The sequence below is a fragment of the Alicyclobacillus sp. CIJ1 genome (assembly GCF_057538885.1).
The window spans coordinates 360,286-386,798 of the sequence record NZ_BAAJPH010000067.1; the positions used below are offsets into that span (position 1 = coordinate 360,286).

Sequence of the window (26,513 nt, forward strand, 5' to 3'; positions counted from 1 at the left end):
AGGCGTGGTCACAGAGACGCAAGTGGCAAATTCCGCAGGCGAGCCGCGCGTACAGGCCACCAAGTGGCGCACTTGGAAGCGGTTCTGGCGGTATCCGCTGAGTTCGATTGGCGTGATCGGCATGGTGCTCCTGTTTGCCTTCTGCTTCGTGGGGCCGATGCTCTACCACGTCAGTCCGACGCAGGGGGATTTCACCGCACTGCTCCAACCGCCGAGTGCCAAGCATCCGCTGGGCACCGACGACGCGGGTCACGACGTGCTCGCGCGCATGATGGTGGGTGGTCAGGCGTCGCTCGAAGTCGGCTTCTTGTCGGCGTTTGTAGCGATGGCGTTCGGAACGCTCTACGGCATGGTGAGCGCGCTCGCGGGTGGATGGGTGGACATCATCCTCATGCGTATCGTGGACATCTTGCTGTCCATTCCGAGCATCTTCATCCTGCTGTTCCTGAACGCGACGTTCAAGCCGAACGTAGGTCTCATGATCTTCGTGCTCGCTGCGACAAGCTGGCTCGGCGTGAGCCGTATCGTCCGCGGCGAAGTGTTGAAGATCAAGAACGAGACTTACGTCGAGGCAGCGCTCTTGGCGGGCGTCAGAACGTGGCGGCTCATGACGAAGTATCTGGTTCCGAACTTTATCGGAACCGTGTTGGTGACCACGACCTTCGCAGTCGCAGACTCCATTCTCTCGATTGCAGGTCTATCATTCCTGGGGCTCGGATTGCCGCCCCCGGCGCCGAACTGGGGTGCCGATCTATCAGCTGCGATGAACTACATCTTCCAGAACGCGTGGTGGCTCATCTATCCGCCAGGCATTCTGATTCTGTGCTCGCAGCTGTTCGTGAACTTCATCGGGGATGGCCTGCGCCATGCGCTGGAAACGCGCACTGACTGATGGCGCAAGTCGATCACGGAAGTGGGGTGAGCCCGAATGCTGAGCTACATTGTGCGCCGCATCCTGCAGGCCATTCCGTCCCTTATCGGAATCTCGATTATCACGTTCATCCTGCTCCATATTGTCCCGGGGAACCCGGTCCGCATTCTGCTCGGCCAGCATTACACGCCGCAGCGGGCCGCGGCCCTGGCGCAGTCGCTCGGCCTGAACAAGCCGCTTTACATGCAGTATCTGATCTGGTTGTGGAACATCCTCCACGGCAACCTCGGATACTCGTATAACTACACGGAGCCGGTGACGTACCTCATCGCACATGCGCTGCCGAACACGCTGTCGCTCGTCCTGATTGCGACCATCTTCGCGCAGTTGTTCGCGATGCTCATTGGCACGGTGCAGGCGTACTTCGAAAACACCATCGCCGATCACATTATCACCGTGCTGAACTACTTCTTCTACTCGATGCCGTCGTTCTGGTTGGGCATTCTGATGGTGATGTTCTTCTCCATCCAGTTGCACTGGTTTCCGTCCGGCGGCGTGGTGAACCCGCAGGATCCGAATCCGGGCTTCTGGGATTGGCTGCATCACCTGATCCTGCCCGCCGCGACCTTGACACTGGTCACGCTGGCTGGTTACTCGCGCTACATGCGCTCATCCGTGCGCGAAACGCTGCTCATGGACTACGTCCGCACGGCGCGAGCGAAAGGCTTGCGTGAGTCGCAGGTGCTGTGGCGTCACGTGCTCAGGAATTCGATTCTGCCGCAAATTACGCTTTTTGGCCTGTCGTTCCCGGCGCTTTTCGCAGGCGCCCTGTTCATCGAAGAGATCTTTAACTATCCAGGCATGGGCCTCCTGTATTGGAATGCCGTTGGAACGCTGGATTATCCCGTGTTGCTGGGCGTGACGATGTTCCTCGGTGCGTTGACCATTATCGGCAACCTGCTGGCGGACATCATGTACAGCTTGGTTGATCCGCGGATTAGCCTCGAGTCGATGTCGTGATGGAATGGTGCGGCGCAGTGGGCGATTCAAAGGCCCCTGCGCCGCTTCTTTTTGCCTTGTGCGGTATTCTTAGAGAATTCTTAGATTTGCGCTGGTTGTATGGACAATCGGCAAAACCCAGACGTGGCGCGGGATCTGGGGCTTGGAACACATTGGATTCCAATTTATGTATCGTTACACGACCTTTACAAGCTGTCTGAATGCTCGTAGGATGAGCTTATCAAACGCCCAAAGTCAAACAAAGAGTCTGCGAATTCGAACATTCGAAAAGCAGGCCGTATAGGGGGGTTAGCATGGCTCATCAACCGAAGCGTCCGTGGTCGACGCGACTTGGAGCAGCAGCTGTCACCGTAGCGCTTGGCGCCGGCATCATCGCGGGGTGCGGAACACAGCAGAATACCACCAACTCGACCACCAACAGCACGCAGACCACGACGCAGCAACCGCAAAAGGGTGGCACGCTCGTGGTCGCGCTCGCACCGTCGACCAACATCAACTGGTATTTGCCGCTGACCAATGCGAGCAACGCGAGCATCTACAATGCGGCGCTGCAAATTCTACTCTACCCGGGCGTCATTTACATTGGTAGCAACTACGCCATTGATTGGAACGACAGCTTTGCCAGCAGCATCGACTACAACGCCACGGGTACCGTGTACACCATTCACCTGAAGAAGAACTGGGTGTGGTCGGACGGCAAACCTGTGACGGCGCAGGATGTCGTCTGGGACTATAACCTCATCAAAGCGACGGATGAGTCGAACGTGCCGCCCTGGCCCAACTATGCGGCTGGTTCCGGCGGTGTGCCGGCGAACGTCAAGAGCGTCGTGGCGCTCGACAAATACACCGTGCAGATCACGCTCAAGAAGCCTGCGAACCAGCAGTGGTTCATCTACAACGGCATCGGTCAGCTCACGGCGTTGCCAGAGCACGCATGGAACAAGTACCCCAACAACATGGCGCAGGAGATCGCGTACCTTGGCAAGGAGGCCACCAATCCGAGCTTCTTCACCGTGGTGGATGGTCCCTTCAAGCTCGTCAGCGCGAAGCAGAGCCAGGCTTGGGTGCTGGTTCCCAACCCGACGTTCGCGGGTCACAAAAGCACGCTGGATAAGCTCATCTTCCAGTACGAGGGCTCGGCTGACGCGGAATTTGCCGCGCTTCGCAGTGGCACAGTCAACCTCGGTTATCTCGATCCGGCCCAGTGGGCGTCGCGCGGCAGCCTGCTAAAGATGGGGTACAAGATTGTTCCAGCCTACAACTTTGGTTATGATTTCATCGAGTTGAACTTGCAGAAGGGTTCGCCGCTCTATAGCGCGTTCAACGATCTCAAGGTCCGCGAGGCGCTCGAGTACGCGATGAACCAAAACGAAATCGACCAGGACATCTATCACGGGTTCGCGCCGCCCCTCTACGGGCCGATTCCCGCGCAGCCCAAGACCGTGTTCTACGATCCATCCCTTAACAATCTCTTCGCCTACAACCCGGCGAAGGCCAAGCAGTTGCTCGAGTCGGACGGCTGGAAGATGGAGAACGGCGTCATGACGAAGAACGGCCAGAAGCTCCAGTTCACCATGCTCGTTTCCTCTGGCTCGGAATCGACGCTGCAGGCGGCGGAGCTCGTGCAGCAGGACTGGAAGCAGATTGGCGTGGATGTGACCCTGCAGCAGATGCCGTTTAACCAAGAAATTGGGATCATGAGCGACACCAAGAACCCCGGCAAGTGGGCGGCAGCAGCCGGCACCGGCATCACGTACGGCGGATCGTATCCATCCGGGGAGCAGTTGTTCGAACCCGGTGGCCTGGACAACTTCGGTTATAACGATCCGACGGCCGACAAGCTGATTGCAAAGACCACCGAGCCGGTCTCCTCGCAGGCCGAGAACATGAAAAACTTCTTCGCGTACGAGGACTACATCGCAAAACAGCTGCCCGTCTTGTGGCAGAACGTCCCGGCCGGCATCACGGTCATCGCACCCAACGTGCACAATGCCACCACGCAGGTACTGAACCCGACAACCGGGTATTCGCTCCTCAACTACATCTGGATGTCCTCGAGCAAGTAACGCTTCTCACTCGGGCGGGCCACTTCTGGCTCGCTCGAGTTTGCTTTGGGGCTCAACGTTGCGCAAGTCCTGTGGAATCTCCGCCCGTTGTTCAAACGTCCGACCTCGCACAGAGTGGTAGCGCACTCGAATCTCCTCTGGAACGTCCGTGCTGGCCCGCTTATCGCCGACGCTTGCTGGCGCCACATGCACGCATTTTGCCTCGGCTGGTGCGAGATGAAGCGCCGTCACCCGGCGCCCCTCGACCCTCGGCGCAATCGGCAGGGCGTCTCGTCCCCAAATCCCCCACAGCTTGACGTCGAGCGCTGGCCCCGTGCCGTAGTTTCGGATTTGCGCCACCAGTCTCCCATCGCTCCAGGTGAAGTCGTCGATCACGACCATCGGCACGTAGCCAATCTGCGTGTCGCGCCGGATCTGGTACCACGACGTGAGGGCGATAGCGAGCGTGCCGATGGAGGACAACACACTGCACGCCTCCATGAGGTCGAGTTCCATCACGCCGAGCATGCTGTTGTCTCCCTTCCCGAAGTATGTCTTACACGATTTGGAGGACACTGTACAAAGGATGCAGGGAGGAGGTTCCGCATGCACGGATCATTCGCATCCATCGTGCCGTTCATCGTCATTATCCCCGTGGCGCTTCTGACGAAACAGGTGATTTTGGGACTCGCGCTTGGGCTGTTCGTCGGTTGCTATATCGAACACCCCCGCCCGCTAGCCGGCCTTGAGTCCGCCATCGCTTACATTGGCCGCGAGCTTGGACTCTCTGGCAACGTGAGTCTCATTCTCTTTCTCTACCTGTTCGGCTCCTTTGTGGGCCTTTTGCGCGTCTCGGGCGGCGTCAAGGGATTCAGCCGCTGGATGGAGGCGCGGATTCACTCGCCTCGTGGGGCCTTTGTATTCACCTGGTTGTCGAGCCTCTTCACCTTCATGGCGCCCGACTTCCGCATCCTGACGGTGGCACCCATTGTGAGCCGCGTCTTCGAACGTTTCCGCATCGCAAAGGAACAAGTTGCGTTCACCATCGACGTCACGGCGACGCCGCTTTGCGCCGTGGTCCCCATCGGGACCGCTTTCGTGGCTTATATGGTCGGGCTCATGCACACGTCCGCGCACCACACCGCGGCAGCGTCTCCGTACGCGCTGTTTCTCACGACTATCCCCTACAACTTCTTTGCCTGGGCGATGCTCTTGATGGGGGCGTTCCTGACGTTTTTCCGCTTCTCGACGCAGGTGCGGACGTCGACCCGAACGACTGGCGCTATGCCAGACGGCGGCGAAGTCAGCCCGTTTCCGCGCCTCGCGCACGAGCGCCGAGGAGCCTTCGCGCTCGAAGCAGGCTCTATGGCCTTTCCGCAGGATGCCGCGGTTCAGCGCGGTATGCGCCGCCGGGAGGCTTCTGATGAGGAGGTGCCCGATCCCGTCGAAGCGCTCGCCAAACGCGCGCACCCGTCGGCCCTGAACCTTGTCTTCCCGCTGGCGCTGCTCTTGGCCAGCACACTTGCGTTCACCGTCCTCTCTGGGTACGCGCCCGGGCGGACGCTTGTCCAAGCGTTCGTCCAGGCCAACGCGGCGAAGGCGATGCTGGAGGCACTCGTGCTCACGGTCGTCGCGATGGCCGTGCTGTACGCTGTCCGAGGCACGCCGCTCCATCGCATCATGGTAGGCTTTTTGCAAGGCGGCAACGAAATGATGCCTGTCATCGTCCTTCTGGCGCTCATCTGGGCGGTTTCTGCGGTTGCGGCCGATCTCGGCTTTGCGCAGTTCTGTCAGCGGGAGATTGTCCAATACGTGCCGAGATCGCTCATCATTCCGGCGCTCTTCATCGTTGGCTGCCTCATCTCCTACGTTCTAGGCAGCTCTTTCGGCACCTGGGCCATCCTGATGCCGCTCGCGTTCTCGCTTGCCCAGGGCGGCGCGGGGAGCCTCGCCATTGCGGCAGGGGCCGTGTTCGCGAGCGGCACGTTCGGCGGCTTTGTCTCACCGTTGAGTGACAACACGGTGGCGATGGCCACCGTGATGAAGGTTCCCGTCATGGACTACGCCAACTACAAGCTGAAGACGGCGCTCATCCCCGTGGCGGCGTGCGTGATAGGGTACTTTCTGCTCGGCGAGATCGCTCGATGACGGATGGCCGTGCTGGCCAATGGGCGTTTGAATGGTCCTTTTCGCGCCTGTCAAGAGGCGGCATCCTTCTCTTGCTGGGCACGAATGGGTGCGGTATCGTAATAGGGCTGACGACCGAAGTGGAGGAAGGTGAGGTCCTATGCGCCCGCAATCGCTGCTGAAGTCGTACCTGTGGGAGCATCGCTTCGGCTATGTCGGATCAACGCTTTCCATTCTCGTCTCTGAATGGATTTTCGTTCAATTCCCCAACCTGCTCGGCCGCTTCACCGACGCATTGAGCTCGCATCGGTTGAGCGGCCGAGGCGTTTTCATGTACGCGCTCCTCCTCATGGCCGTCGGTACGCTGTACGTGTTTTTCTACGGCATCGGCCAGTCGCAGAACGGCCGCGCGGCCCGTGGATTCGAGTACTTGCTGCGAACGAAGCTGTTTGCGCACTGGGAGAAGATGGACGTCGACTACTTCCGCCGCCGAAGCATTGGGGATTTGTTGAGTCACGCCATGAACGACGTGCAGCAGGTCCGCGAGGCTCTCTCTGGCGGCCTCAACATTCTCACCAATGCCGTGTTTCTTCTCATCGCGACGCTCGTGATGACCTTCACCACGGTCAACTGGAAACTCACCGTGCTCAGCATGATCCCGCTTTTGTGTATCCCTTTTTTCGTCGTATGGATTGGCCCCAAGGTGCGCGCGTCGTCGCGCCAGGTGCAGGAGGCCCTGTCTTCCATGTCCGAGTTGGCGGAGGAGAGCTTCACCGCCATCCGGCTGGTGAAGGCGACGGCCAACGAGCCCATCGAGGTCGCGCGATTTGCGGATCGCATCGATCACATCGTATCCGAACAGATGTCCCTGGTTCGCAAGCAGGCCGCGTTCCAGTCCATTATTCCCACCGCGAGCTCAGTGGCGTTCGGCATCGTGCTCCTGTACGGCGGATGGCTCACCATTCGACACGAGATCCCCATCGGCTCGTTCGTCGCCTTCACGCTTTATTTGGGTCAGCTTGTGGCGCCGCTTCAGCAGATTGGCCAGGTCATCAATTCGTATCAGCGCGCGTCTGCATCCATGGCGAGGCTCGATCTTCTGCTTCAAGAGCGGCCTTCGGTGACCGACGCGCCGCATCCCGTGCGCCTCGACAAGATCGAGGGCGAGATTGATATCCACCTCGATGCCTTCACGTATCCCGATGGAAAGCGCCCTGTGCTCCGAGATATTCATCTCAGCGTACGTCCCGGGCAGACGCTGGGCATTGTGGGGCGCACAGGATCCGGAAAGACAACCCTCGTCAGCCTCTTGCCTCGGATCTACGATCCGCCTCCGGGAGCCATCCGGATTGACGGCGTCGATGTCCGGGACCTGTCGCTTGAACAACTGCGGAAGTCCATCGCCTTTGTGCCGCAGGACGGGTTTTTGTTCTCGACGACGCTTCGGGAGAACATCGCCTTCGGGCGCCCGGATGCGACGGACGAAGACGTCGTGGCCGCGGCTCGGGCGGCTTGTCTCGAGGACGATGTGGCCCGCTTCCCCGACGGATATGACACCCTCATCGGCGAGCGCGGCGTGACGCTTTCGGGCGGACAGCGGCAGCGGACGGCCATCGCGCGCGCGTGGCTGAAGGACGCGCCCATCCTCATCCTGGATGACAGCCTGTCCGCGGTGGATATGGAGACGGAAAAAAGGATTCTCGCCTCGTTCCGCGCCATGCGGCGCAAGCGCACAGTGTTCGTCATTGCGCACAGGCTGTCCGCGGTGCGCGATGCAGACTGGATCATCGTCATGGACGAAGGGCGGATCGCCGAGCAGGGGACGCACGACGATCTCGTCCGGAAAGGTGGGATCTACGCGGAGATGTATCGGCTCCAGGCACGGGAGGAGGAGGTCTCGTGAAGCAAGAGCGCCCGTCGTCGCCCGGCTTGAAGTCCCTTGCGCGGCTCTTACCCTTTGCGCGGCCGTATGCTTGGCAATTTGTCGCCGTCATTGCGCTGGTCATCGTCTTCAACGCATCGAGCGTCATGCAGCCGTATCTCGTGAAAATCGCCATCGACCAGGATATCTCGAGCCACCATCCGAATGCGCGCGGGCTTCTCGACATCGCGGCGCTGTACATCGGCGTGGTGGTCGCGGGCGTTGCGGCGAACTACCTGCAGATTACGCTGCTGCAGAGGGCAGGGCAGAGCGTCATCCGGAGCATCCGGGTCGGGCTCTTTCAGCACATTGAGCGCCAGTCCATGCGCTTCTTCGACAACCGCGCCGTCGGCGCGCTCGTCGCGAACGTGTCGAACGACACCGAGACGGTGAACCAGTTCTTCACCAACTTCTTTTTGAGCATGATTCGAGACGGCCTGTCCATCATCATGATCCTCATCGCCATGTTTCGCCTGGACGTGCGCATGGGCCTGTTTTCGCTGGTGCTCGTGCCCGTCATCTTCGCCGTCGCCGCGGGCTTCCGAGGCGCGCTTCGGCGCCGCTACCAGCGCACGCGCACGCTGCTCGCGAGCATGGTGGCGTTTCTCGCCGAGAACCTGGCCGGCATGCGGATCACGCAGCTCTTCCGTCAGGAGGCGCGCCAGGCGGAGAAGTTTCGCGACTTCGCCGGGCAACATCGGGACGCCAACATCCGGGAGTACTTCACGTCGGTCTGGTTCAACCGGACCTTTGAGATGCTCGGCAACCTGTCCGTGGCGGCCGTGGTGTACATCGGGGGAACCGCGGTGCTCGGCGGTGCCATCCCGTTTGGCACCTTGTACGCGTTCATCCGGTACATCCAGCAGTTCTTTCAGCCCATCAACGCCATGACGCAGCAGTGGAACACGCTCCAGTCGGCCATGGTGGCCGCCGAGCGGATTGGCCAGATCCTCGAAATCGAGCCGGAGGTGCTCGATCCCGAGTGCCCCGTCCCGCTGCCGCCCAATGCGCGCGGCCGCGTGGAGTTTCGCCACGTCACGTTCGGTTACGACCCGTGCCATCCCGTCCTGCGGGACATTTCGTTCACGGCAGAGCCCGGATCGTTCGTCGGAATTGTCGGACCGACGGGGGCAGGGAAGAGTTCACTGATGAGCCTGCTGCTTCGTTTCTACGATCCCGACGAAGGCGAAGTGCTGTTGGACGGAGTGCCCCTGCGATGGCTTGCGCAGGACGCGCTGCACCGGTTCGTCGGGATCGTGCAGCAGGAGGTCCATCTGTTCACGGGTACCATTCGCGACAACATTCGCATGTTCCGCTCGGACATCTCGGATGCGCGCGTGGAGGCGGCCGCGCGCGCGGTGGGGGCGGATCGCGTCATCGCGAAATTGCCGGATGGCTACGATACCTTCATCTACGGTCGAGGCGCCAATCTTTCGATGGGCGAGCGGCAGCTCATCGCGTTTGCCCGGATTGTCGCGCTCGATCCGCGCGTGCTCATCCTCGACGAGGCGACCGCGAACCTCGACAGCCAGACGGAGCAGTGGGTGCAGCAGGGGCTCCGGGCGGCGAGCCAAGGCCGTACCACGCTGGTCATCGCCCATCGGCTCGCGACCATTCGCCATGCGGATCAGATCCTGGTGCTCGATCGCGGCCGGATCGTCGAGCGCGGGCGCCACGACGAGTTGGTGCGACTCGGGGGATTGTACGCGCGGCTTCATGCGGAGAGTGGCGTCGAATCGCGGCTATTTTCGTGACGAACCGCGGCCGAACCCGCGGTGGGCGCAGACGCGCGCCCGCCGCTGTGCTATGATGTTAAGGACGTTTTGGCAAGGAACGTGCAACCTTCCGGCGGGAGGAATCGCGGTGACGCCCAGAATGCAGTTCACGCTAGGAGACATCTTCCGCATCTCGCTGTCCGTCTATCGCCAGCGGTTTCGCTCGCTGATGGGCATCTCGCTCGTGTTTCTTCTTCCGTTTGATATCATCAACGCGTACGTGCAGTTGAGATTTTTCGGCGCGGTGCCTGCGAATTGGATGGCGAAGGTCCAGCAGGCGCATTCGGTGAGCGCAGCTATCGCGGCCATTCCGCCGGCGTACACGACCTGGATGCCGTTTGTCATCTTGTTGTACTCGCTCGTGGTGCTGCCGCTCATGGCCATCGCGACGAGCCGCGTCACGGTCGGCATGGTGGCGCACGGATTCGATGTGCCGGTGCAAGAGGCGGGGAATGACGCATTTCGCAAGTGGCCGATGTCGTTTGTGACCTTACTCTTGGTCTACGCGTTGTATGGCGTCGCGGCCCTCGTCGCATCGTGGGTGATTGGCCTGTGCGCAGGCGTCGCGGCGAGTGCTTCGCAGGTGCTCGGCGTCACGGTGGGGGTCATCGGGCTCTTGGCGGCCTTTGTGGGCTCCGTTTGGTATTGGGTCAGAGCAGCGTTTGTCCCCTATGTCATTGCCGAAGAGAAGCGCGGATACGGCGCGGCGCTGCGTCGGTCGTTCGAACTCACCAAGGGCGAAGTGGCGCGGCTCGTCGGCTTCTTTTTTGCGCTTTCCTTCATCCTGTCGGCCGCAGATGGATTTCTCCTGCTTGTGGGCAGCATCTTTGCAGTCATTCCCGGCCTCGACGTCGTCGTCGCCGTGGTGGCCTCGCTCATCGTGGTTCCCTTTGGTTTTGTGGCGCTCGCCGTCATGTATCTTGATCTCCGTATGCGGAAGGCGTGAGGACGTTTGGCTCGTGTCGCATCGTGGCTTCGACTGGACGCGGTCATCCTGCTTGGCTGGCTGCTCTATTTTGCCTATTCGGCTTCGGCCCCCCTCTCCGATCCCGACACGCCGTGGCATCTCGCCACGGGCGCTTGGATCCTCGCTCATCATCACGTGCCGACGCACGATCCCTTTTCATGGTCCATGCGCGGACAACCTTGGGTGACGCAGGAGTGGCTGTTTGAAGTCGCGCTCGCGTGGTGCGCACAGCACTTCGGGTTTCCTGGTGTGTACGGCATCCTGGTAGGGCTTCAGACGCTGACGGTATGGTTCGTCTACCGGTTGTGTCTTCACCTCTCACGTGGCAACGCCGTCTTCTCCGCCATCGGCGCGGCGCTCGCCGTTGCGGCGGGCATGCCGTTTTGGGTCGTGCGCCCGCAACTCGTCTCGTACACGATGTTTGCTCTGTTCCTTCTCATCCTCGAGCGCGTGCGGAGGGGGCGCGTGGGTTACGCGTTTCTGCTCATCCCGCTGACGCTCATCTGGGCCAACGCGCACGCCAGCGTGTCGATTGGCATTGCGATGATCCTGTTTGAAGTGCTGGTCTCCTTTCTGCCGACCGTCGGGCGGTTTCAGGGGCAACCGCTGCCGATGCGGACCCGGGGTCTCCTTGTCGCCGTTGCTGCCGCATGCGTGGGCGTAGGGCTCTTGAATCCCAACGGCATTCACGAGTTCACCTATGCGCTGCTCTCCAACAATGCGCTCATGGTGAATTCCATCAACGAATGGCACTCACCCAACTTTCATAGCCAGTACTACAAGTACGGCGTCATTCCGTTCCTGATGCTGATTGTGCTCGTCGCCATCGCACGCACTCGCAAGTTGCCGTGGAAATACGTGCTCTATTTCTTCGCCTGTTTCGCACTGACGCTCGTATATCAGAGGTTCATGCCGTACCTCGCGATTGCCGCTGCACCGCTCATTGCGTTCCTCAGCTTCGACTGGCTGCGCGTGCTCCTGCGCCCCAAGCGCCTGCTTCGCTTCGTCTGGGTGGCGGCCATGATCGGCGAGATCGCCGATTTCGCGCTGCGCATGCCAAGCATTGAGGGGCCGGTTTCCGCGCACATGAACCCGAACGCATATCCGGTTGCGGCCGTGGACTATCTGAAGTCTCACCACATCCCGGGACCGCTGCTGAACGCATACGACTTTGGGGGGTATCTCATCTACCGGGGCGTGCCCACGTTCGTGGACGGGCGCACGGACATCTATCTGCGATCCGGCGTGTTTGCGAACTACATGGATCTGCAGAATCTGGCGCCCGACGCGCCCGCACTGCTGCAACAGTATCATTTTCAGTCCGCCCTACTTCCGCCCGGATACAGCCTGACGACGTATCTGGAGAACAACCCGAACTGGACCCTCGTCTATTCGGATAGCGTGGCGGACATCTTCGTCCGCAACGCGTCCACGACGGGCTGAGGAGGTTCGCCAATGGCAGTCATGCTTTGTCCCGCGTGTCATGAACCGGCGCGCCGGGTCGCGCTTCGCACCGTCAAGGCGATGCTCACGGGCGCTGCGCTCCGCCGACTCCGGCCGGATGACGATTTTCACTTTTGCGCATCCCCTGGCTGCAATGTCGTGTACTTCGCATCGGATCAGGTCTTTCGTGTCGCGGATGTCAGGCAACGCGTGTTTCAAAAGGACGCGTCAGCGGACGCGCCCGTGTGCTATTGCTTCGATTGGACGCGCGAGTCGGTCATCGCGGCCGTCCATCGCGGCGTTCGTCCAGACGAGGATATCGAAGAACAGGTGCGCGAGCGCCGATGCGCCTGTGATCTCCGTAATCCGCAAGGCGCCTGCTGCCTCGGCAATGTGAAGGCTATTCTCGCGAGCGCTCGCGCGCGTTCGTAGCATGTGGATGCGGTCGGCTCCCGCGCCTTACACCCATCGCAGTTGATATCCGGGGTAGAAAAGGCTCAGGATCTGGGTGAAGGGGAGCTTGGCCACTTTCGCCCAGTACTCGGTACCCCATTGCGACATGATGTACGTCCCGATGTACGCGTAGCCTGGGCGGTGCGCGGAGCCCTGCCGATACTCCAGCGGCTTGATGGAGCCGTCTGGGGGCACGAAGACCATGTTCCACGTCTGCTGGATGGCTAGGTCCGTCTTGTACTGGCCACTCAGGTATTTAAACGTCTGGTAGTTGGTTGTGTTGTCCACGTCGTACGTCCATCCGTTTTCGGTCCGTGGATGGAGCGTCCAGTACCAGGCGAACATCTTGACCGCAATCGCGCCAGCCTTGAGCGCCTCTTCGTTCCAACTGGGAACCCACTCGTTGGGAAGCACATCTTCGCAGTACTCCTCAAATCCCAGCGTCTGCACGTACAAGATGGGCGCGGTGGGATTGTTGTAGGCCCGGATGGCCACACGGATGACGGTGGGATACGGCGTGTTGAAGATGGTTTGCGCGTGCACGGGCGGTGCGATGGACCATCCGGCGACGAGCGCGGCCCCTGCCAGCGCAAAGGCGAAGCGTCGAAACCCGCTCATCCGCCATCACCTCGAAAATGTCGATGCTTGTTGCGCGCTCCAGGGCGAGTAGCTCGGTTCGCCCGGAATCGGCCCCTGGCGCTTCAGGTGGAGCTCGGACGCATATCGATCGATGTAGCCTGCGAGATCGTAGGAACTGAAGTTGCCCAAGGAGACACTTGGCGCGTTGCGCGCGTTCGGCCGAATCGGCTGCAGGATCACCGGCTGAATCGTGTGTTCCGTGATGGGAATGACGAACACGGCCTGCTCGTTGTACCCGTCCGCCACCACGATGGCGTTGACGACCCCCTTCGCGTCGTAGCGCTCGTTCCACTTGGCCTTGTACATCGGCACGTGGGCAATGAACAGGCCCTGCGTGTCGGTGAGCCCTGTCGACACGACCTTGCCTTCGTGGTTGATGACAATGACCCTCGCCCCCGCAACCGTCGTCGAATTGGACGATCCGACGCGAAACTCAATCTCCCCGCGGTCGCTCGCGTGAACTGCAGCCACGCGCGACATCGGCATCACAAGCGCGGCCAGCATGATCGCGAGCCATCCCGCGTAGCCCATCAGTCTCTTCATCATGCGGGATATCCCTCCCTTGGCGTTGAGTTCTTACCCGTAAGGAGGGTGCCCGAAACGAGGGCGAATATGACGATCTTTCCGCCGAGAATTTGTCGAATACAGGCAACGATTTCTCGTTGCGTCGAACGCAGATTCGCTATAGCATGTTCACGTAGCAGTACTTTATCTCGATGAAGTTCTAGAGTGAGAAAGGGGTTCGTGCATTTGAGCCTAGATCGCGCATTGGGGGAGGAAAAGACCCGTCCCGCGTACATCCTCTCGCCGCGAGAGGTAGGCTTGCGCCGCGACCTGCGATCGCGCCATCTGTCGATGATCGCCATCGGCGGCGCCATCGGCACGGGTGTGTTCGTCGCGAGCGGATCGTCCATCTCCACCGCCGGACCGGGCGGTGCGCTGCTCGCGTACATCCTCGTGGGCATCATGGTGTACTTCGTGATGACCAGCCTGGGCGAGATGGCGACCTTCATGCCGATAGCCGGGTCGTTCGAACAGTATGCCACGCGCTTCGTCGATCCGGCGCTCGGCTTCGCCCTGGGCTGGAACTACTGGTACACCTGGACGGTGACGTTGCCCGCGGAGCTCGCGGCCGGCGCCATGGTCATGAGGTACTGGTTCCCGCATGTGCCTGCCATCGTGTGGAGCGCGACATTTTTGGCCCTCCTGTTCCTGCTCAACGTGGTGAGCGTGAAGGGCTACGGCGAAGGCGAGTACTGGTTTGCGGGCATCAAGGTCATCACCATCGTCGCGTTCATCGTCGTGGGTCTCGCGATGATCTTCGGGATTCTCGGCGGGCATCCGGTCGGCTGGCACGTGTTCATGACGGGTGGCACGCCCTTTCACGGAGGGTGGATCGGCTTTTTGAGCACGGTGATGGTCGCCGGCTTCGCGTTCCAAGGCACGGAGCTCGTCGGGCTCGCCGCGGGCGAGAGCGATCACCCGGAGCGCAACGTTCCGCGCGCCATCCGCACCGTGTTCTGGCGCATCCTGCTCTTTTACGTGCTGGCCATCTTCGTCATTGGCATGCTCATCCCGTACACAGATCCGAATCTGCTGAACGCGAGCGTGAATAACGTGGCTATTAGCCCGTTCACCCTCGTGTTTCGCCGGGCCGGTTTCGCGTTTGCGGCCGGCGTCATGAATGCGGTCATCCTGACTGCCGTGCTTTCGGCTGGCAACTCGTCGTTGTACGCGTCGAGCCGCATGCTCTGGGCGCTCGCGTGCGAGGGGAAGGCGCCGAAGGTGTTCGCCAAGGTCAACCGCCACGGCGTTCCGATGAACGCGCTCTATGTCAACACCGCCATCGGCTTCGTCGCGTTTTTGTCGTCCATCGTCGGAAATGGCGCGATTTATACGTGGATGCTGAACGCCGCGAGCCTGACGGGCTTTCTCGCGTGGCTCGGCATTGCCGTGAGCCACTATCGCTTCCGCAAGGCGTACGTGGCACAGGGCCGTTCTCTTGACGATCTCGCCTACCGCGCGAAGTGGTATCCGTTTGGTCCGCTGTTCGCTGCGGCGCTTTGCGCAGTGGTCATTATCGGCCAGGACACGAGCGTGTTTACGGGCGGCAAGATCGACTGGATGGGCGTAGTCGCGACGTACATCGGCATTCCGCTGTTCGTGGTGCTGTGGCTCGGCTACAAGTGGATCAAGAAGACCAAGGTGATTCCGCTCACAGAGGTCCAATTTGAAGAGTGAGCCAGGAGAAGCGGAAAAGGCGGCCGACAAGGCCGCCTTTTCTCACGCTCGATTCGACTGAATCTTTTCTTCGATTCGCTCGGTCTGCTTTTTCATGTACCGGTTGAATGCCATGATGCCAAAACTGATGAGGAGAATGAGCGCGACTTTCGTCAGCATCATCTTTGCACCTCGAATGACAGAATCTATCGATGAAAGAACTTGCTACAATCAGTTTATCCCAATGGCCTCGAATTAAACTTTGGCCGGCGCCCGCCTTGGGGATTTGGTCTCAACGGATAGACGCCTCGGACGCGGTTGGCGTTCACACGGATAGGCGCACGAAACTAGGCACCTGTGGCATAGGCTTCAGTGAGGCTCGACGCGAAGGAGGACCGTCTCATGCAAATTCACCGCGTTCTACCGGGTGAGACGCTCGACGACATCGCTTCGACGTACGGGGTGTCCCTCCGGGACCTGCTGCGATACAACGAGCTCGCGTCGAAGGACGTGATCGTACCGGGCATCGCGCTCCTGATTCCCAAAGGCCCGCCACTTCGGGTTATCCGCCACGCTGTGAGAGCGGGTGATACGCTGGACCGCCTGGCACACCGGTATGGCGTTGAGCCCGCAGCCATCGCCAATTGGAACCCGGGACTCCCGAAGGATGGACCATGGCCTATTGGTGTTACGGTAAACATCCCCGGCACGCGGCCCCAAAGGCGCACCATCGAGGTGAACGCATACCTGATGCCGGCCGGGAACGAGAACGACGCCGCCCTCTTGCAGGATGTGTCCGAGCTCACCTATGTCTGCGCATTCAGTTATCGCGTGCAGGCTACGGGCGATCTCGACGCGCCAAACGACAAGCCCATGCTCGAAGCCGCAGCCAAATTCCGCATTGCGCCGCTCGCGACTCTCACGAATTTCAACGGCAATCGCTTCAACCCCGATCTCGCGCATGCGATTCTCCATTCTCCCGCGCTCACGAAGCGCGTGATCGACCAAGCGGTGCGCGTCTGCGAAGAGAAGGGCTACCGCGGCGTGAATGTCGACTTCGAGCACATGCACCCGGGCGATCGCGCCGCCTACACGTCATTTATCCGCGCGCTGGGCAATGCGTTGCGCCCGCGAGGATGGAGCCTTTCCGTGGCGCTCGGCCCCAAGTCGTCGGACGAACCGGACGCGCCGTGGATGGGCGCCTTCGACTACGCGGCACTCGGCGACGAAGTGGACTTTGTCACGCTCATGACGTACGAGTGGGGATGGGTCGGCGGCCCGCCCATGCCCGTGGCCCCGGCCGACCGCGTGGAATCGGTGCTCGAGTACGCCACGGGCGCAATCGACCCGAAGAAAATCCTGATGGGTATGTCGCTTTATGGCTACGACTGGCCTTTGCCGTACGTGAAAGGAAGGACGAGGGCGGCAAGCATCGCCAACAATGATGCCCAGAATCTCGCTATCGCAGAGCGTGTGCCGGTCGAATGGGATTTGAGGGCCGCCTCTCCGCATTTTACTTACGAAACGGTGGGGACGAAGCACGAAGTTTGGTTTGATGACGCTCTGAGCGCCGCCGTCAAGCTCTCGATCGTCGACGCGTACGGGCTTCGGGGAGTATCGCTCTGGGTGCTCGGAAATGAGTTTCCTCAGCTCTGGTATCTGCTGAAGGATGGATATAAGCTGGAGAAGAAGTGAATTCCCATCCAGATGAGGGGCGAGTCGCGTGTCGGTTCCACTGCTGTATCAAGGGTGCGAAGCGCTGTGGCGCGACACCAAATACGCCGTCATGGCGCGAAACTACGCGCACGTTCGCGACTTGTCCGCGTCGCTTCGCCAAGCGCGCGGCGATGAGCAGGCCCTCCGCGCTTGGCTTTATCGCCTAAAGCGCGTGGAACAGGAACCTACGACGCTTCCAGCGCTTCGCAACACAGCGTATCACCTCCTGGGCTATTGGAAGGATCGGTTGCCGCCAGAGGAACGGCGGAGGTTCGCGCAGCGTGCATTGGACGATCCGGCGGGCGTGATCGCAGAACTCGGCTATCGCGTCCGCCGCGACGGACTGGTGTATCTCGCTACGTCCTACGTATTTCGCGACGAGCCCTGGAACGAGGCTGTGTTTCGCTATCGAGGAAGCGTCCATCGGATGACGGTCGATGCGCAGGAGGCGTTGTCGGCGGGCGATCCGTCGAAGGTGTTCATCCGTATTCAATCGTTGGGAGAGGAGCCCGAACGAGCGACGTGAGATTTGGACAAGCTCGCATGCGAGCTCCAGTAGGAGGTGACGCTGTGAACCTGACCTTGTTCACGGATTATGCACTGCGCGTCCTCATATACACGGCCAATCAGCCAGCGGGGAAGCTCGTGCAGGTCGACGAGATCGCGCGCGTGTACGGGATTTCGCGCAATCACTTGACGAAGGCGGTGCATCGACTCGGGCAAGTGGGCTATCTGGAGACGGTGCGCGGTCGCGGAGGTGGCATGCGCCTAGCGATGCCGCCCAACGACATTCGAATTGGCGACGTTGTCCGCGCGATGGAAGACGACTTCGCCGTAGTGGGGTGCTTTGCGAACGATAGCTGCGTGCTGCTTCCAGGCTGCAAGTTGCGGCGCGCGCTCGGTGAAGCGGTTGACGCCTTCCTGGAGACGTTAAATCAATACACGCTCGCGGACATCGCGGCTCCTGCCTTTCGCGCCACCTAGGATCGGCAGGATTCGGCGCAATGGCGTGGAAAAGAGATGGTGAGACCGGCAGACCGCTTGTATCCGCCGCAGCGGCGTGGTACAGTATGCTTAGTAATCCGATAATCGAAGTTGGAGAATGGGAGAGATGCGCATGTCCGAAGTGCACACGCTGCCTCGCCTCAACGAGCCTGCTCCGGATTTCGAGGCCAACACCACGCATGGGAAGATCAAACTGAGCGACCTGCGCGGAAAATGGGTGGTGCTGTTCTCGCATCCGGCAGACTTCACGCCCGTCTGCTCGACGGAGTTCGGCGCGTTTGCTCGTCGCTACGAGGAGTTCGAGAAGCGGAACGTCCAGCTGATTGGCCTCTCCATCGACAGCGTGCAGTCGCACCTGGCTTGGGTGCATGACTTGGAGAAGGCGTTCGGCGTGAAAATCCCGTTCCCGGTCATCGCTGACCTGGACATGAAGGTCGCGAACCTGTATGGGATGATCCATCCGGCGGCCAACAACACGTCGACGGTGCGGACGGTGTTCTTCATTGACGACAAGGGGATTCTCCGCGCCATGATCTACTATCCGATGAACGTCGGCCGCAACATCTCGGAGATCCTGCGGGTCATCGATGCGCTGCAGACGGCCGACAAGAACGGCGTGTCCTGCCCGGCCGACTGGCAGCCCGGGGATCCGGTCGTAGTGCCTGCGCCTGCGACGCTCGATGCTATCGAGAGCGAGGAAGAGGCGGCGGCCAAAGGGCTCGAGTACAAGACCTGGTATCTGCGCATGAAGAAGATCTAAGCGCGACGCCACGATGGGCCGTCCCGCGCGCGGTAGGCGCCGGGGCGGCCTTCGCGTTTCGCGGGAGACGCTTTTGCCTTTAGCCTCTGCGGACGAACCTGGAGCTCACCAGTCGGACAGCCGCCACGCCCACGGCGAGCGCCATCACGATGCCGGACGCAATGGGCACCATGCTCGCCACCCCGCCGGCCGTGAACTGCACCCAGATGTAGACGGGCAGGCTGTACGGGTGGTACGCCATGAGCATGGTGGCGCCAAATTCGCCAAGGGCGCGCGCGAAGGTCAGCGCGGCGCCGGTCAGGATAGAGCCAGCCGCAAGCGGTACGTACAGGCGCCAAAACGTCGTCCAGCCATCGGCCCCGTCGAGGCGAAACGCCTCGTGCAACTCCTTCGGGATCTCCGCGAATCCCGCGCGCGATGTGAACACGAGAAACGGGCTCGTGACATACCACTGGGCCAGCACGATGCCGGCCATGGAGAGGGTGAGCGGCAAGTGGTGCGCCGCTGCGAAGCTGCCGATGGCCGTATAGGGGCCAAACACGTCCATGAGGGCCACGCCGCCGACGATGGGCGGGAGCACGAGCGGCAGAAGCAGCAGGGTTTCGAGCAACCACTTGCCCGGAAAGCGAAACCTGACAAGCAGGAACGCCGCAGGCACGCCAAGGACCACGGACAGCGCCGTCGAAAGGGCGGCACTCATCAGGGACGTGGCCGCGGCCTGCAGCAGTTCCGGCTGGCGCCACGCCTGGACGATAGCGTCGGGAGGTGCGTCGGCGGCGAGCCGTATGATGGGCCAGAGCGCGTACGCCACGGACACGGCACCCGCGGCGTACAGCGCAGACGTTCTCAGGCTCCGCAACATCGGCTCACGAGTGCTCCGCGATGGCTCGCAGGCTGGCCGGCACGCTTCGCAGGTCGCCGTAGAACCGGATGGGTGTTGGGGTGAAGCCGTCCTGCATCAGGATCTGATGGCCTGGTCCCACCGTCATATATCGCACGAACGCGGCTGCCTGCTCGGGGTGTGGGGCATGGGTGAGTACAGTGATGGTGAAAAGAATGGGCGCACCTTTCACCGTCTTTCCGCCGCCATCGGGCGTCCACGAGACCTTGGCGTAGTCTTTGGCCAGGGCCGGATCGCCCAAGTTAATAGCGCTTGGCAGGGTGATGTACGGCACATGCCACTCGATGGCCTCGTGTTTGTAGGCGATCACGGCGTCCATCTGTCCACTGGTCAGTTGCGCGATGAGATCTTCTTCCGGGAACACCTGAGCCGGGTTTTCGTCGCTGCCGAGAATGGTTTTCTCCAGGTTCGGCTGGTGGTAGTACGTCTCCGCCAGCTTCATCATGAGAATGGTGTTGACGCCCTTCGGGTCCAGTTTGGGATCCGTGCGTCCAAAGCGAACGCCGGGCATCTCCAGCACCTTGTACCAAGGCACTTTGCCTTCCGCCGCGAGTTTGAACTCGCCTGCCTCCTTGCTCTTCGGCGAATACGCAATGACCAACTCGTCGGTCGCAAGGGTCGCGTACCAGCGCGCGGCGTTGCCGTTGGACGCGCCCATGAGATCGTTCACGTCGACAGCAGGAGAGGCGCTGATGAACACGTCTGGGTTCGCCAGTTTGGACGTGATCATATGGGCCAGTTCTGCCGAGCCAGCCCCTTCGCCTTGAAAGTCAATGTGCAGCGCCTGGTCCACCCGCGGTCGAATCACCTGTTCCATCACGTGCGTCATGGAGCCCGCGTAAAACACGGATAACGGCACCGGCTTTGATGGCGCTGCTGAGGCGGCTCCGCCGGCGGTATTCTCAGCGGTCGTGGACGTGCCACAACCTGTGGCCAGGAGCATCAGAGCGGCCATGGCGCCGCTCACGGTGGAACGCATCGACATCCTCATACCCATCCCCCTAGGTCCTGCGTTTCGACAGTACACTCATTCGCGCGCCCGTCACGGAGACGTCGTACGGGCCAAAGGCCGAGAGATCGCGGCGGAACCGATCCGACTGCAGTACGTCGAGCACCTGCTGCACGCCAGGATGATGGAGGTTGGCGCGCGGAACGACGAGCCAGGTGATTTCTTCGCGAATGGGCAGAAAGGCGACTTCGGGCGTGGCGGCGGCCTCGTGCGCGATGCCGACATCTGCGCCGCCAAACGCCACCGCCCGCACTACCTCATGGTGCGTCTTCGCCACCACGTCATAGCCGGAGATATTATCCGGAGAAACGCCCTCTCGACGAAGTGCCTCGTCCACCAGCGCGCGGGCACCGGCTCCGCGGGGGCGGTTGACGATGCGCGGACGCGCCTCCCGAAACCCAGCCTCCACCATCCAGCGCTTGGGATTGTGACGAGGGACTACCCAGCCCATGCGCCATTGCGCCAACGGTACAATGACCCAATCGTTTCCTTTCGCGAGCGAGCGGACGTCGTCGCTCGTCCCGTGGACGCTTGCAATGTGCGTCTGCCCTAGCTTAAGTTCCGCCATCGCGCCCTCGTTGGTCGAGAGAAAGTGGACCGCTTCGCACGCGCGGCATCGGCGATTCACCCAGGCGGCCAGCAGCGAGAGTGCTGGGTCACATCCCGACAGAAAGACGCGCGCCATCCAACCGTCGAACGTCGTGATCCAGTCCGTGCATCCACTCTCGTCGCGTAGGCCGTCGGAAGGAACAGGTTGAGCCGAGTCCTCGAGCGATCTCGCCACGCGCACGCCCGCAATTTCCGCGAGCGCCACGCGTTCTGTGCGCAAGCTACCCGCGCCAGCGTGGTGCGCCGCCTTTTGTTCCGGATCAAAAAGCGACTCCACCGTGGTGCCGAGCGCTTTGGCCAGGCGTAAGGCGACGTGCGTCGAAGGACTCACTTTCCCCTGTTCAATGAGGCCCAATGCTTGTGGCGTGATCCCTGCGCGTCGGGCGAGTTCGGATCGACTGAGCCCGGCCATCTCACGCAGAAGCCTCACGGCATTCGGGAATTTCATGCGGATCGCCTGCCTTGAAAGGATAATTTCAAGATAGCTCATTTTGGCCATCAATGAAAGTATGTTTGAAGCCACACCGCGTGTCCCACGCCATTCGGTTCGAGACGAGGAGATTGCATCAAAGCGACACCGAATGAAAACGATACATTTCAACAATGAAAGCGTTGACATGACGCGTGCGTTCTCGTATGATGACGATGTTCGAGTTTGTGTAACCGTTTTATGAAACTGTTGCACAAGGAGGTGACGCAGCTTGCGAGCGACCATCCGCGACGTCGCCAAGGCGGCGGGGGTGTCTGCCGCGACCGTGTCTCGCGCCCTGAATCGGCCGGACCTGGTCGATCCCGAGACCCTCGAACGCGTTCGCAAGGCGATGGAAGAGATGTCGTATCAGCCGAGCGCCATCGCTCGAGGACTATCCGCGCGAAGAAGCGACACGCTGGGACTCATCGTGCCCGGCATCACGGATTTCTTTTTCAACGAGCTCTACAAGGGCATTGATCGTGCCAGTCAACAGTACGGCATGAAGGTCTTGCTGTACGACTCTGAGCATTCGCGCGAGCGGGCGTTTGAGGGCTTCTCAATCCTCAGCGGCTACCAGGTGTCGGGCATCATCTTCACCAGCAAACTGGTGACGGAGGACTACGACCCCATTCTTCAGCGGCTCAACATCCCTGTCGTCCTCACGCTGACGCAGAGCGCCGCGAAGACGCCGCTCACCGCCTTTCGCATCGATGAAGTGCGCGCCATGTTCGACGTCGTGGCGTACCTGGTGTCCAGAGGACATCGGCAGATTGCGATGATCGCTGGCAAGCTATGGGACGACCGGACTGGCGAGTTGCGCTTGGAAGGGTATCGGGAGGGGCTTCGCCATTTCGGAATCGAGTATTGCGAGGCGCGCGTGGAGTTTGGGCAGTATCGTTTTGATGACGGCTATCAGGCCATGCAGCGCTTGCTGGAGCGGATCCGAGACGTGCCCTTCACAGCGGTGTGCACCGCGTCGGATGAAATGGCGCTCGGCGCGATACGCTGTTTGAACGATCACGGCTATCGCGTGCCAGATGACATCTCTGTCATGGGATTTGACGATCTGCCCATCGCGCGCATGGTGACACCGAGGCTTACGACGGTCGCTCAGCCGTTTCATGAAATCGGTGAGGAAGCTGTCAAATGGTTGATTCGGGCGGCGTCACAGCCTCCGTCACCTTCTGAGATTGGGGATTACTTGTTGCCGCATCGCCTAGTGGAACGCGAGTCCGTGCGTTCCATTTCCTGACGGATCGATTTCAAGACACAATGGGGGTATGTGCAGATGAAGAGCAAGGTCAAGCGTTGGACAAGCGTCGCGCTCGCGAGCTCGGCAGCCGCGGCACTGGTCGTTGGATGCGGACAGCCAAACAACACGGCGTCCCAGGCCAGCACGAATGGAAGCGCATCCACTGCGGCGTCGTCCGCGAGCACGGTGAGCGTGGCCGGGGTTCGGATCGCGAAGCCGACCCACCTTGTGAACTATAAGAACGCCTCGGGCACGATTGTCTGGGCGGAGTCATTCACCACTGGCCCCACCGCCAGCGAGTTGGTCTCGGCGTTTGAAAAGAAATACCCCAAGATCAAAGTGAAGTTGCAGGTTCAGCCCTCGAACACCGACACCAACCGCGCCGATCTCACGGCGTCCATCAGCGGCGGATCTTCCACGCCGGACGTCTACATGGGCGACGTGATCTGGCCCGCTCAGTTTGCCCACAATCAGTTGGCGGCGCCGCTCTCGGATTATCTGCCCACGTCCTTCTGGACGCGCTTTTCGAACGGCTTGGTGGCAGGAGCCACGTATAACGGAAAGGTCTACGCGGCGCCGCTGTTTGCCGATACAGCATTCCTTTATTACCGCAAGGACCTGTTGGCCAAGTATCATCTGCCCGTGCCGAAGACGTGGCAGCAACTGCAAACGGAGGCTTCTTACATCGTCAAGCACGGTGGAGCGAAGTATGGGTTCGTCTGGCAGGGCGCTGATTACGAGGGGCTCACCTGCGACTTCGACGAGTACCTGGCGGATGCAGGCGGCAGCGTGCTGACGAACGGCAAAGCGACGCTGAACACAGCGGCTGCGAAACAGGCACTCTCGTTCATGCGAGGGCTCATCACATCCGGTGTCACGCCCCAATCGGTGGACACGTTCCAGGAGCCCCAGTCTGAGAATGTGTTCACGCAAGGGAATGCCGTGTTCCTGCGCAACTGGTCCTACGCGTGGTCGGATTCCCAGAATCCGCAGAGCTCGAAGGTCGTGGGCAAGGTCGGCGTAGCGCCTCTTCCGACATTTGCTGGACACGGCTCGAGCGGCTACAGCACTGTCGGTGGCTGGGACCTGTACCTCAACCCGCACACGAAGAATCTGGCAGCCGCCCTTCAATTCATTGACTGGATGACGAGCCCGCAGGCTCAGGAAATTCTGGCGGCCAACTCGGAGATGCCCACTATCAAGGCTGTGGCGGACAGCCCGTCGCTCGCCAAGTACAGCCCGGTGTTCGCCCTGTTGCCACAGGTGAAGTTCGTCTCGCGGCCGGCGCAGACACCGAACTATCCGGCGGTCTCCAAGGCCATTTACGACAACGTCAACGCGGCGCTGGCTGGCAGTGTGTCTGTAGCGCAGGCGCTGAAGAACGCGAACCAGCAAATTCAGCAAGCTCTGAGCGGCAGCGGTTCGGGCGGTCTCTGATGACACAAGGCGGGCGGTTGCCGCCCGCCCATTTCGTACCTCTGTGTCTACGATGCTCGCAAATGAAGGAGGAGGGAGGCGAGCGCGCATGTCAAAGGCGATGGAAGGGCATGCATCGTTTCAAACCGATGGCAGGCGAGCGAGCGTCGTTCGCCACGACGTTCGCGCGGGCTTTGGGATGTTGACCCCAGCCGGCATTGTCATCCTGGCCGTGACCATTTTTCCGATCCTCTATTCCGTGTGGATGAGCTTCAATAACATTCAATTGACGGAGAACGGATTTCAGTTCACGTTCAATGGAATTCAAAACTACGTGGATGTGTATTCCGCCCCGCTGTTCTGGCACAGTGTGTGGTTCACCGTGTATTACGCCATTGTCACTGTGGCCATCGAGCTGTTTTTGGGGCTGCTCATTGCGCTTGCCATCCAGAACGTGGAGAAACTCAAGAGCGTTTCAGTCGTGGTGATGCTCATTCCATGGTCGCTCATCACGGTCATTTCCGCCGAGATGTGGGGTTACATCTACAACGGCGTCTATGGTGTGCTGAACGCCATCCTTCAGGGTCTCGGTGTCATCCACAGCCCTATCAACTGGACCGGTGAGCCAGTGACGGCTGTGATTGCCCTTATGGCGGCGGATATTTGGAAGACCACGCCGTTTGTCGTCATCATCCTATTGAGCGGGTTGCAGATGATCCCAAAAGACTACTACGAGGCGGCGCGCATCGACGGCGCAAATGGATGGCAAATCTTCTGGAATGTAACGTTTCCCCAATTGCGCGGCAGCATTGCCATTGCAGGGCTGTTTCGGATTCTGCAAGCTTTCGGCATTTTCGACCTGCCGTTCGTGCTCACGCAGGGTGGCCCAGGTTCGACGACCACGTCGCTCGCCATGCTGGGTGAGGAAACACTATTCACGAACCTGCACTTTGGCTTGGGAGCAGCTGTCGCCGTCAGCACAGTGATCCTCATTTTAGGGGCTTGTCTAATCTTCCTGTCTGCTTTTCGTGGGATGGTCGGGGAGGAAGCGCAATGAGAAAGCCACTGTATCAGCGCGTCATCGGCTATGTCGTGCTCATATTCTTTCTCGTCGTGATCCTGCTTCCATTCTATTGGATGTTTGTGACGTCGTTCGAGCCCAATTCCGACATCAGCGCTTACCCGCCAGCGTACTTCCCGCATCACTGGACGCTTGCTCATTATGAAGAGGCATTCGGCCAATTTCACTTTGGACGGTACATCCTGAACAGCGTGATTGTCTCCATCACATCGACGTTCTTCGTGCTTCTGTTCGGATCCATGGCGGGTTTTGCCATTGCTCGGCTTCCCATGAAAGGGAAGCAGCCGATGCTCATCTTTCTGCTCATCATCTCAGTATTTCCCCCGCTCGTCGTCATTACGCCGCTGTACATGTTGTTGCGAGACGTGGGATGGCTCGATTCCTATCAGGCGCTCGTCATCCCCTACACAGCGTTCAACTTGCCATTCGCCATTTGGATTCTCCGCAACTACTTTCTGCAGGTGCCAGGCGCCTTGTTTGAAGCGGCCAAGATGGACGGAGCATCGGTGTTCATGTCGTATTGGCGCATCTTCCTGCCGCTCACCACGCCGGGGCTCTTTACGGCAGCCGTGTTCACGTTCGTCGCCTGCTGGACGGAGTTTTTCATGGCGCTCGTGTTCAACCCTGACAACACTATGCGCACCATTCCGGTTGGGATTGCGCTATTCAGCGGGCAGTACACGGTTCCGTACGGCACCATCTTCGCGGGTTCCGTCGTGTCGATTGTTCCCATCGTCATTCTCGTGGTCATCTTCCGCCGCTGGATTGTCTCGGGGTTGACGCAGGGCGCGGTCAAAGGCTAAGTTGGCCC

24 protein-coding genes are annotated in these 26,513 nt (G+C 60.5%); 18 read left to right on the forward strand and 6 right to left on the reverse strand.

Features of this window, described 5'->3' with window-relative positions; genetic code table 11:
- Positions 1–4 precede the first annotated feature (4 nt).
- The 3 genes from AC27E8_RS05145 to AC27E8_RS05155 all read left to right on the forward strand — a co-directional run bounded on the left by AC27E8_RS05145 (position 5) and on the right by AC27E8_RS05155 (position 3,957).
- Positions 5–892 carry an ABC transporter permease gene (locus tag AC27E8_RS05145; RefSeq protein ID WP_062305799.1) on the forward strand — a complete coding sequence of 296 codons (888 nt, stop codon included), beginning with the start codon at positions 5–7 and terminating at the stop codon, positions 890–892.
- Between the two features lie 36 nt (positions 893–928).
- On the forward strand, positions 929–1,891 hold the full coding sequence (locus AC27E8_RS05150; protein ID WP_487098201.1) for an ABC transporter permease: 963 nt from the start codon (positions 929–931) through the stop codon (positions 1,889–1,891).
- 293 nt (positions 1,892–2,184) lie between these two features.
- Positions 2,185–3,957: a peptide ABC transporter substrate-binding protein gene (locus AC27E8_RS05155; RefSeq protein ID WP_487098199.1), complete on the forward strand. Its 1,773-nt coding sequence runs from the start codon at positions 2,185–2,187 to the stop codon at positions 3,955–3,957.
- Positions 3,958–3,963: 6 nt separating this feature from the next.
- On the opposite strand, the gene AC27E8_RS05160 is transcribed toward AC27E8_RS05155, so the two are convergent.
- Positions 3,964–4,464: a hypothetical protein gene (locus AC27E8_RS05160; RefSeq protein WP_487098197.1), complete on the reverse strand. Its 501-nt coding sequence runs from the start codon at positions 4,462–4,464 to the stop codon at positions 3,964–3,966.
- Positions 4,465–4,542: 78 nt separating this feature from the next.
- On the opposite strand from AC27E8_RS05160, the gene AC27E8_RS05165 reads away from it, so the two are divergent.
- From AC27E8_RS05165 to AC27E8_RS05190, 6 genes are all read left to right on the forward strand, one after another.
- On the forward strand, positions 4,543–6,084 hold the full coding sequence (locus AC27E8_RS05165; RefSeq protein ID WP_487098196.1) for a Na+/H+ antiporter NhaC family protein: 1,542 nt from the start codon (positions 4,543–4,545) through the stop codon (positions 6,082–6,084).
- Positions 6,085–6,223: 139 nt separating this feature from the next.
- Complete coding sequence (locus AC27E8_RS05170; RefSeq protein ID WP_487098194.1) at positions 6,224–7,966, forward strand: ABC transporter ATP-binding protein; 1,743 nt, start codon at positions 6,224–6,226, stop codon at positions 7,964–7,966.
- Entirely contained in the window at positions 7,963–9,738 is a 1,776-nt protein-coding gene (locus AC27E8_RS05175; protein ID WP_487098192.1) for an ABC transporter ATP-binding protein, read from the forward strand. The genes AC27E8_RS05170 and AC27E8_RS05175 overlap by 4 nt, the downstream gene beginning before the upstream one ends.
- 109 nt (positions 9,739–9,847) lie before the next feature.
- Positions 9,848–10,705, forward strand: a complete 858-nt coding sequence (locus tag AC27E8_RS05180) for a hypothetical protein (RefSeq protein WP_487098191.1) — start codon at positions 9,848–9,850, stop codon at positions 10,703–10,705.
- 6 nt (positions 10,706–10,711) lie between these two features.
- The gene (locus AC27E8_RS05185; RefSeq protein WP_487098190.1) at positions 10,712–12,169 is read left to right on the forward strand and encodes a hypothetical protein; all 1,458 of its coding nucleotides are present in this window, start codon (positions 10,712–10,714) and stop codon (positions 12,167–12,169) included.
- Between the two features lie 12 nt (positions 12,170–12,181).
- Positions 12,182–12,601 (forward strand): putative iron-sulfur cluster-binding metallochaperone, encoded by a 420-nt coding sequence (locus AC27E8_RS05190; RefSeq protein WP_487098188.1) that lies wholly within the window; start codon positions 12,182–12,184, stop codon positions 12,599–12,601.
- Positions 12,602–12,628: 27 nt separating this feature from the next.
- On the opposite strand, the gene AC27E8_RS05195 is transcribed toward AC27E8_RS05190, so the two are convergent.
- A complete protein-coding gene (locus AC27E8_RS05195; protein ID WP_014465255.1) occupies positions 12,629–13,240 on the reverse strand; it encodes a SpoIID/LytB domain-containing protein in 612 nt (203 codons plus the stop codon).
- 6 nt (positions 13,241–13,246) lie between these two features.
- Positions 13,247–13,807, reverse strand: coding sequence for a hypothetical protein (locus AC27E8_RS05200; RefSeq protein ID WP_487098186.1), 561 nt, complete (start codon positions 13,805–13,807; stop codon positions 13,247–13,249).
- Positions 13,808–14,011: 204 nt separating this feature from the next.
- On the opposite strand from AC27E8_RS05200, the gene AC27E8_RS05205 reads away from it, so the two are divergent.
- The 5 genes from AC27E8_RS05205 (at position 14,012) to AC27E8_RS05225 (ending at position 18,962) form a co-directional block, all read left to right on the forward strand.
- A complete protein-coding gene (locus AC27E8_RS05205) occupies positions 14,012–15,502 on the forward strand; it encodes an amino acid permease (protein WP_487098184.1) in 1,491 nt (496 codons plus the stop codon).
- A gap of 381 nt (positions 15,503–15,883) precedes the next feature.
- On the forward strand, positions 15,884–17,176 hold the full coding sequence (locus AC27E8_RS05210) for a glycosyl hydrolase family 18 protein (RefSeq protein ID WP_487098182.1): 1,293 nt from the start codon (positions 15,884–15,886) through the stop codon (positions 17,174–17,176).
- A gap of 28 nt (positions 17,177–17,204) precedes the next feature.
- Positions 17,205–17,723 carry a DUF1722 domain-containing protein gene (locus AC27E8_RS05215; RefSeq protein ID WP_487098181.1) on the forward strand — a complete coding sequence of 173 codons (519 nt, stop codon included), beginning with the start codon at positions 17,205–17,207 and terminating at the stop codon, positions 17,721–17,723.
- A 44-nt stretch (positions 17,724–17,767) separates the two neighbouring features.
- Complete coding sequence (locus tag AC27E8_RS05220) at positions 17,768–18,181, forward strand: Rrf2 family transcriptional regulator (protein ID WP_487098179.1); 414 nt, start codon at positions 17,768–17,770, stop codon at positions 18,179–18,181.
- Positions 18,182–18,308: 127 nt separating this feature from the next.
- Entirely contained in the window at positions 18,309–18,962 is a 654-nt protein-coding gene (locus AC27E8_RS05225; protein WP_193352804.1) for a peroxiredoxin, read from the forward strand.
- A gap of 79 nt (positions 18,963–19,041) precedes the next feature.
- Here AC27E8_RS05225 and AC27E8_RS05230 read toward each other — a convergent pair whose 3' ends face one another.
- Genes AC27E8_RS05230 through AC27E8_RS05240 form a run of 3 tightly spaced genes read right to left on the reverse strand, consistent with a single transcriptional unit; the run spans position 19,042 to position 21,929 of the window.
- Positions 19,042–19,824: an ABC transporter permease subunit gene (locus AC27E8_RS05230; RefSeq protein WP_487098177.1), complete on the reverse strand. Its 783-nt coding sequence runs from the start codon at positions 19,822–19,824 to the stop codon at positions 19,042–19,044.
- A gap of 4 nt (positions 19,825–19,828) precedes the next feature.
- Positions 19,829–20,854, reverse strand: coding sequence for an extracellular solute-binding protein (locus AC27E8_RS05235; RefSeq protein WP_487098175.1), 1,026 nt, complete (start codon positions 20,852–20,854; stop codon positions 19,829–19,831).
- Positions 20,855–20,864: 10 nt separating this feature from the next.
- Positions 20,865–21,929: a substrate-binding domain-containing protein gene (locus tag AC27E8_RS05240; RefSeq protein ID WP_487098173.1), complete on the reverse strand. Its 1,065-nt coding sequence runs from the start codon at positions 21,927–21,929 to the stop codon at positions 20,865–20,867.
- A gap of 253 nt (positions 21,930–22,182) precedes the next feature.
- Here AC27E8_RS05240 and AC27E8_RS05245 point away from each other — a divergent pair, with 253 nt between their 5' ends.
- From AC27E8_RS05245 to AC27E8_RS05260, 4 genes are all read left to right on the forward strand, one after another.
- Complete coding sequence (locus AC27E8_RS05245) at positions 22,183–23,205, forward strand: LacI family DNA-binding transcriptional regulator (RefSeq protein ID WP_487098171.1); 1,023 nt, start codon at positions 22,183–22,185, stop codon at positions 23,203–23,205.
- 36 nt (positions 23,206–23,241) lie between these two features.
- Positions 23,242–24,642: an ABC transporter substrate-binding protein gene (locus tag AC27E8_RS05250; protein ID WP_487098169.1), complete on the forward strand. Its 1,401-nt coding sequence runs from the start codon at positions 23,242–23,244 to the stop codon at positions 24,640–24,642.
- Positions 24,643–24,730: 88 nt separating this feature from the next.
- Positions 24,731–25,678, forward strand: a complete 948-nt coding sequence (locus tag AC27E8_RS05255) for a carbohydrate ABC transporter permease (protein ID WP_487098167.1) — start codon at positions 24,731–24,733, stop codon at positions 25,676–25,678.
- Positions 25,675–26,505, forward strand: coding sequence for a carbohydrate ABC transporter permease (locus AC27E8_RS05260; RefSeq protein WP_487098166.1), 831 nt, complete (start codon positions 25,675–25,677; stop codon positions 26,503–26,505). The genes AC27E8_RS05255 and AC27E8_RS05260 overlap by 4 nt, the downstream gene beginning before the upstream one ends.
- Positions 26,506–26,513: the final 8 nt, after the last annotated feature.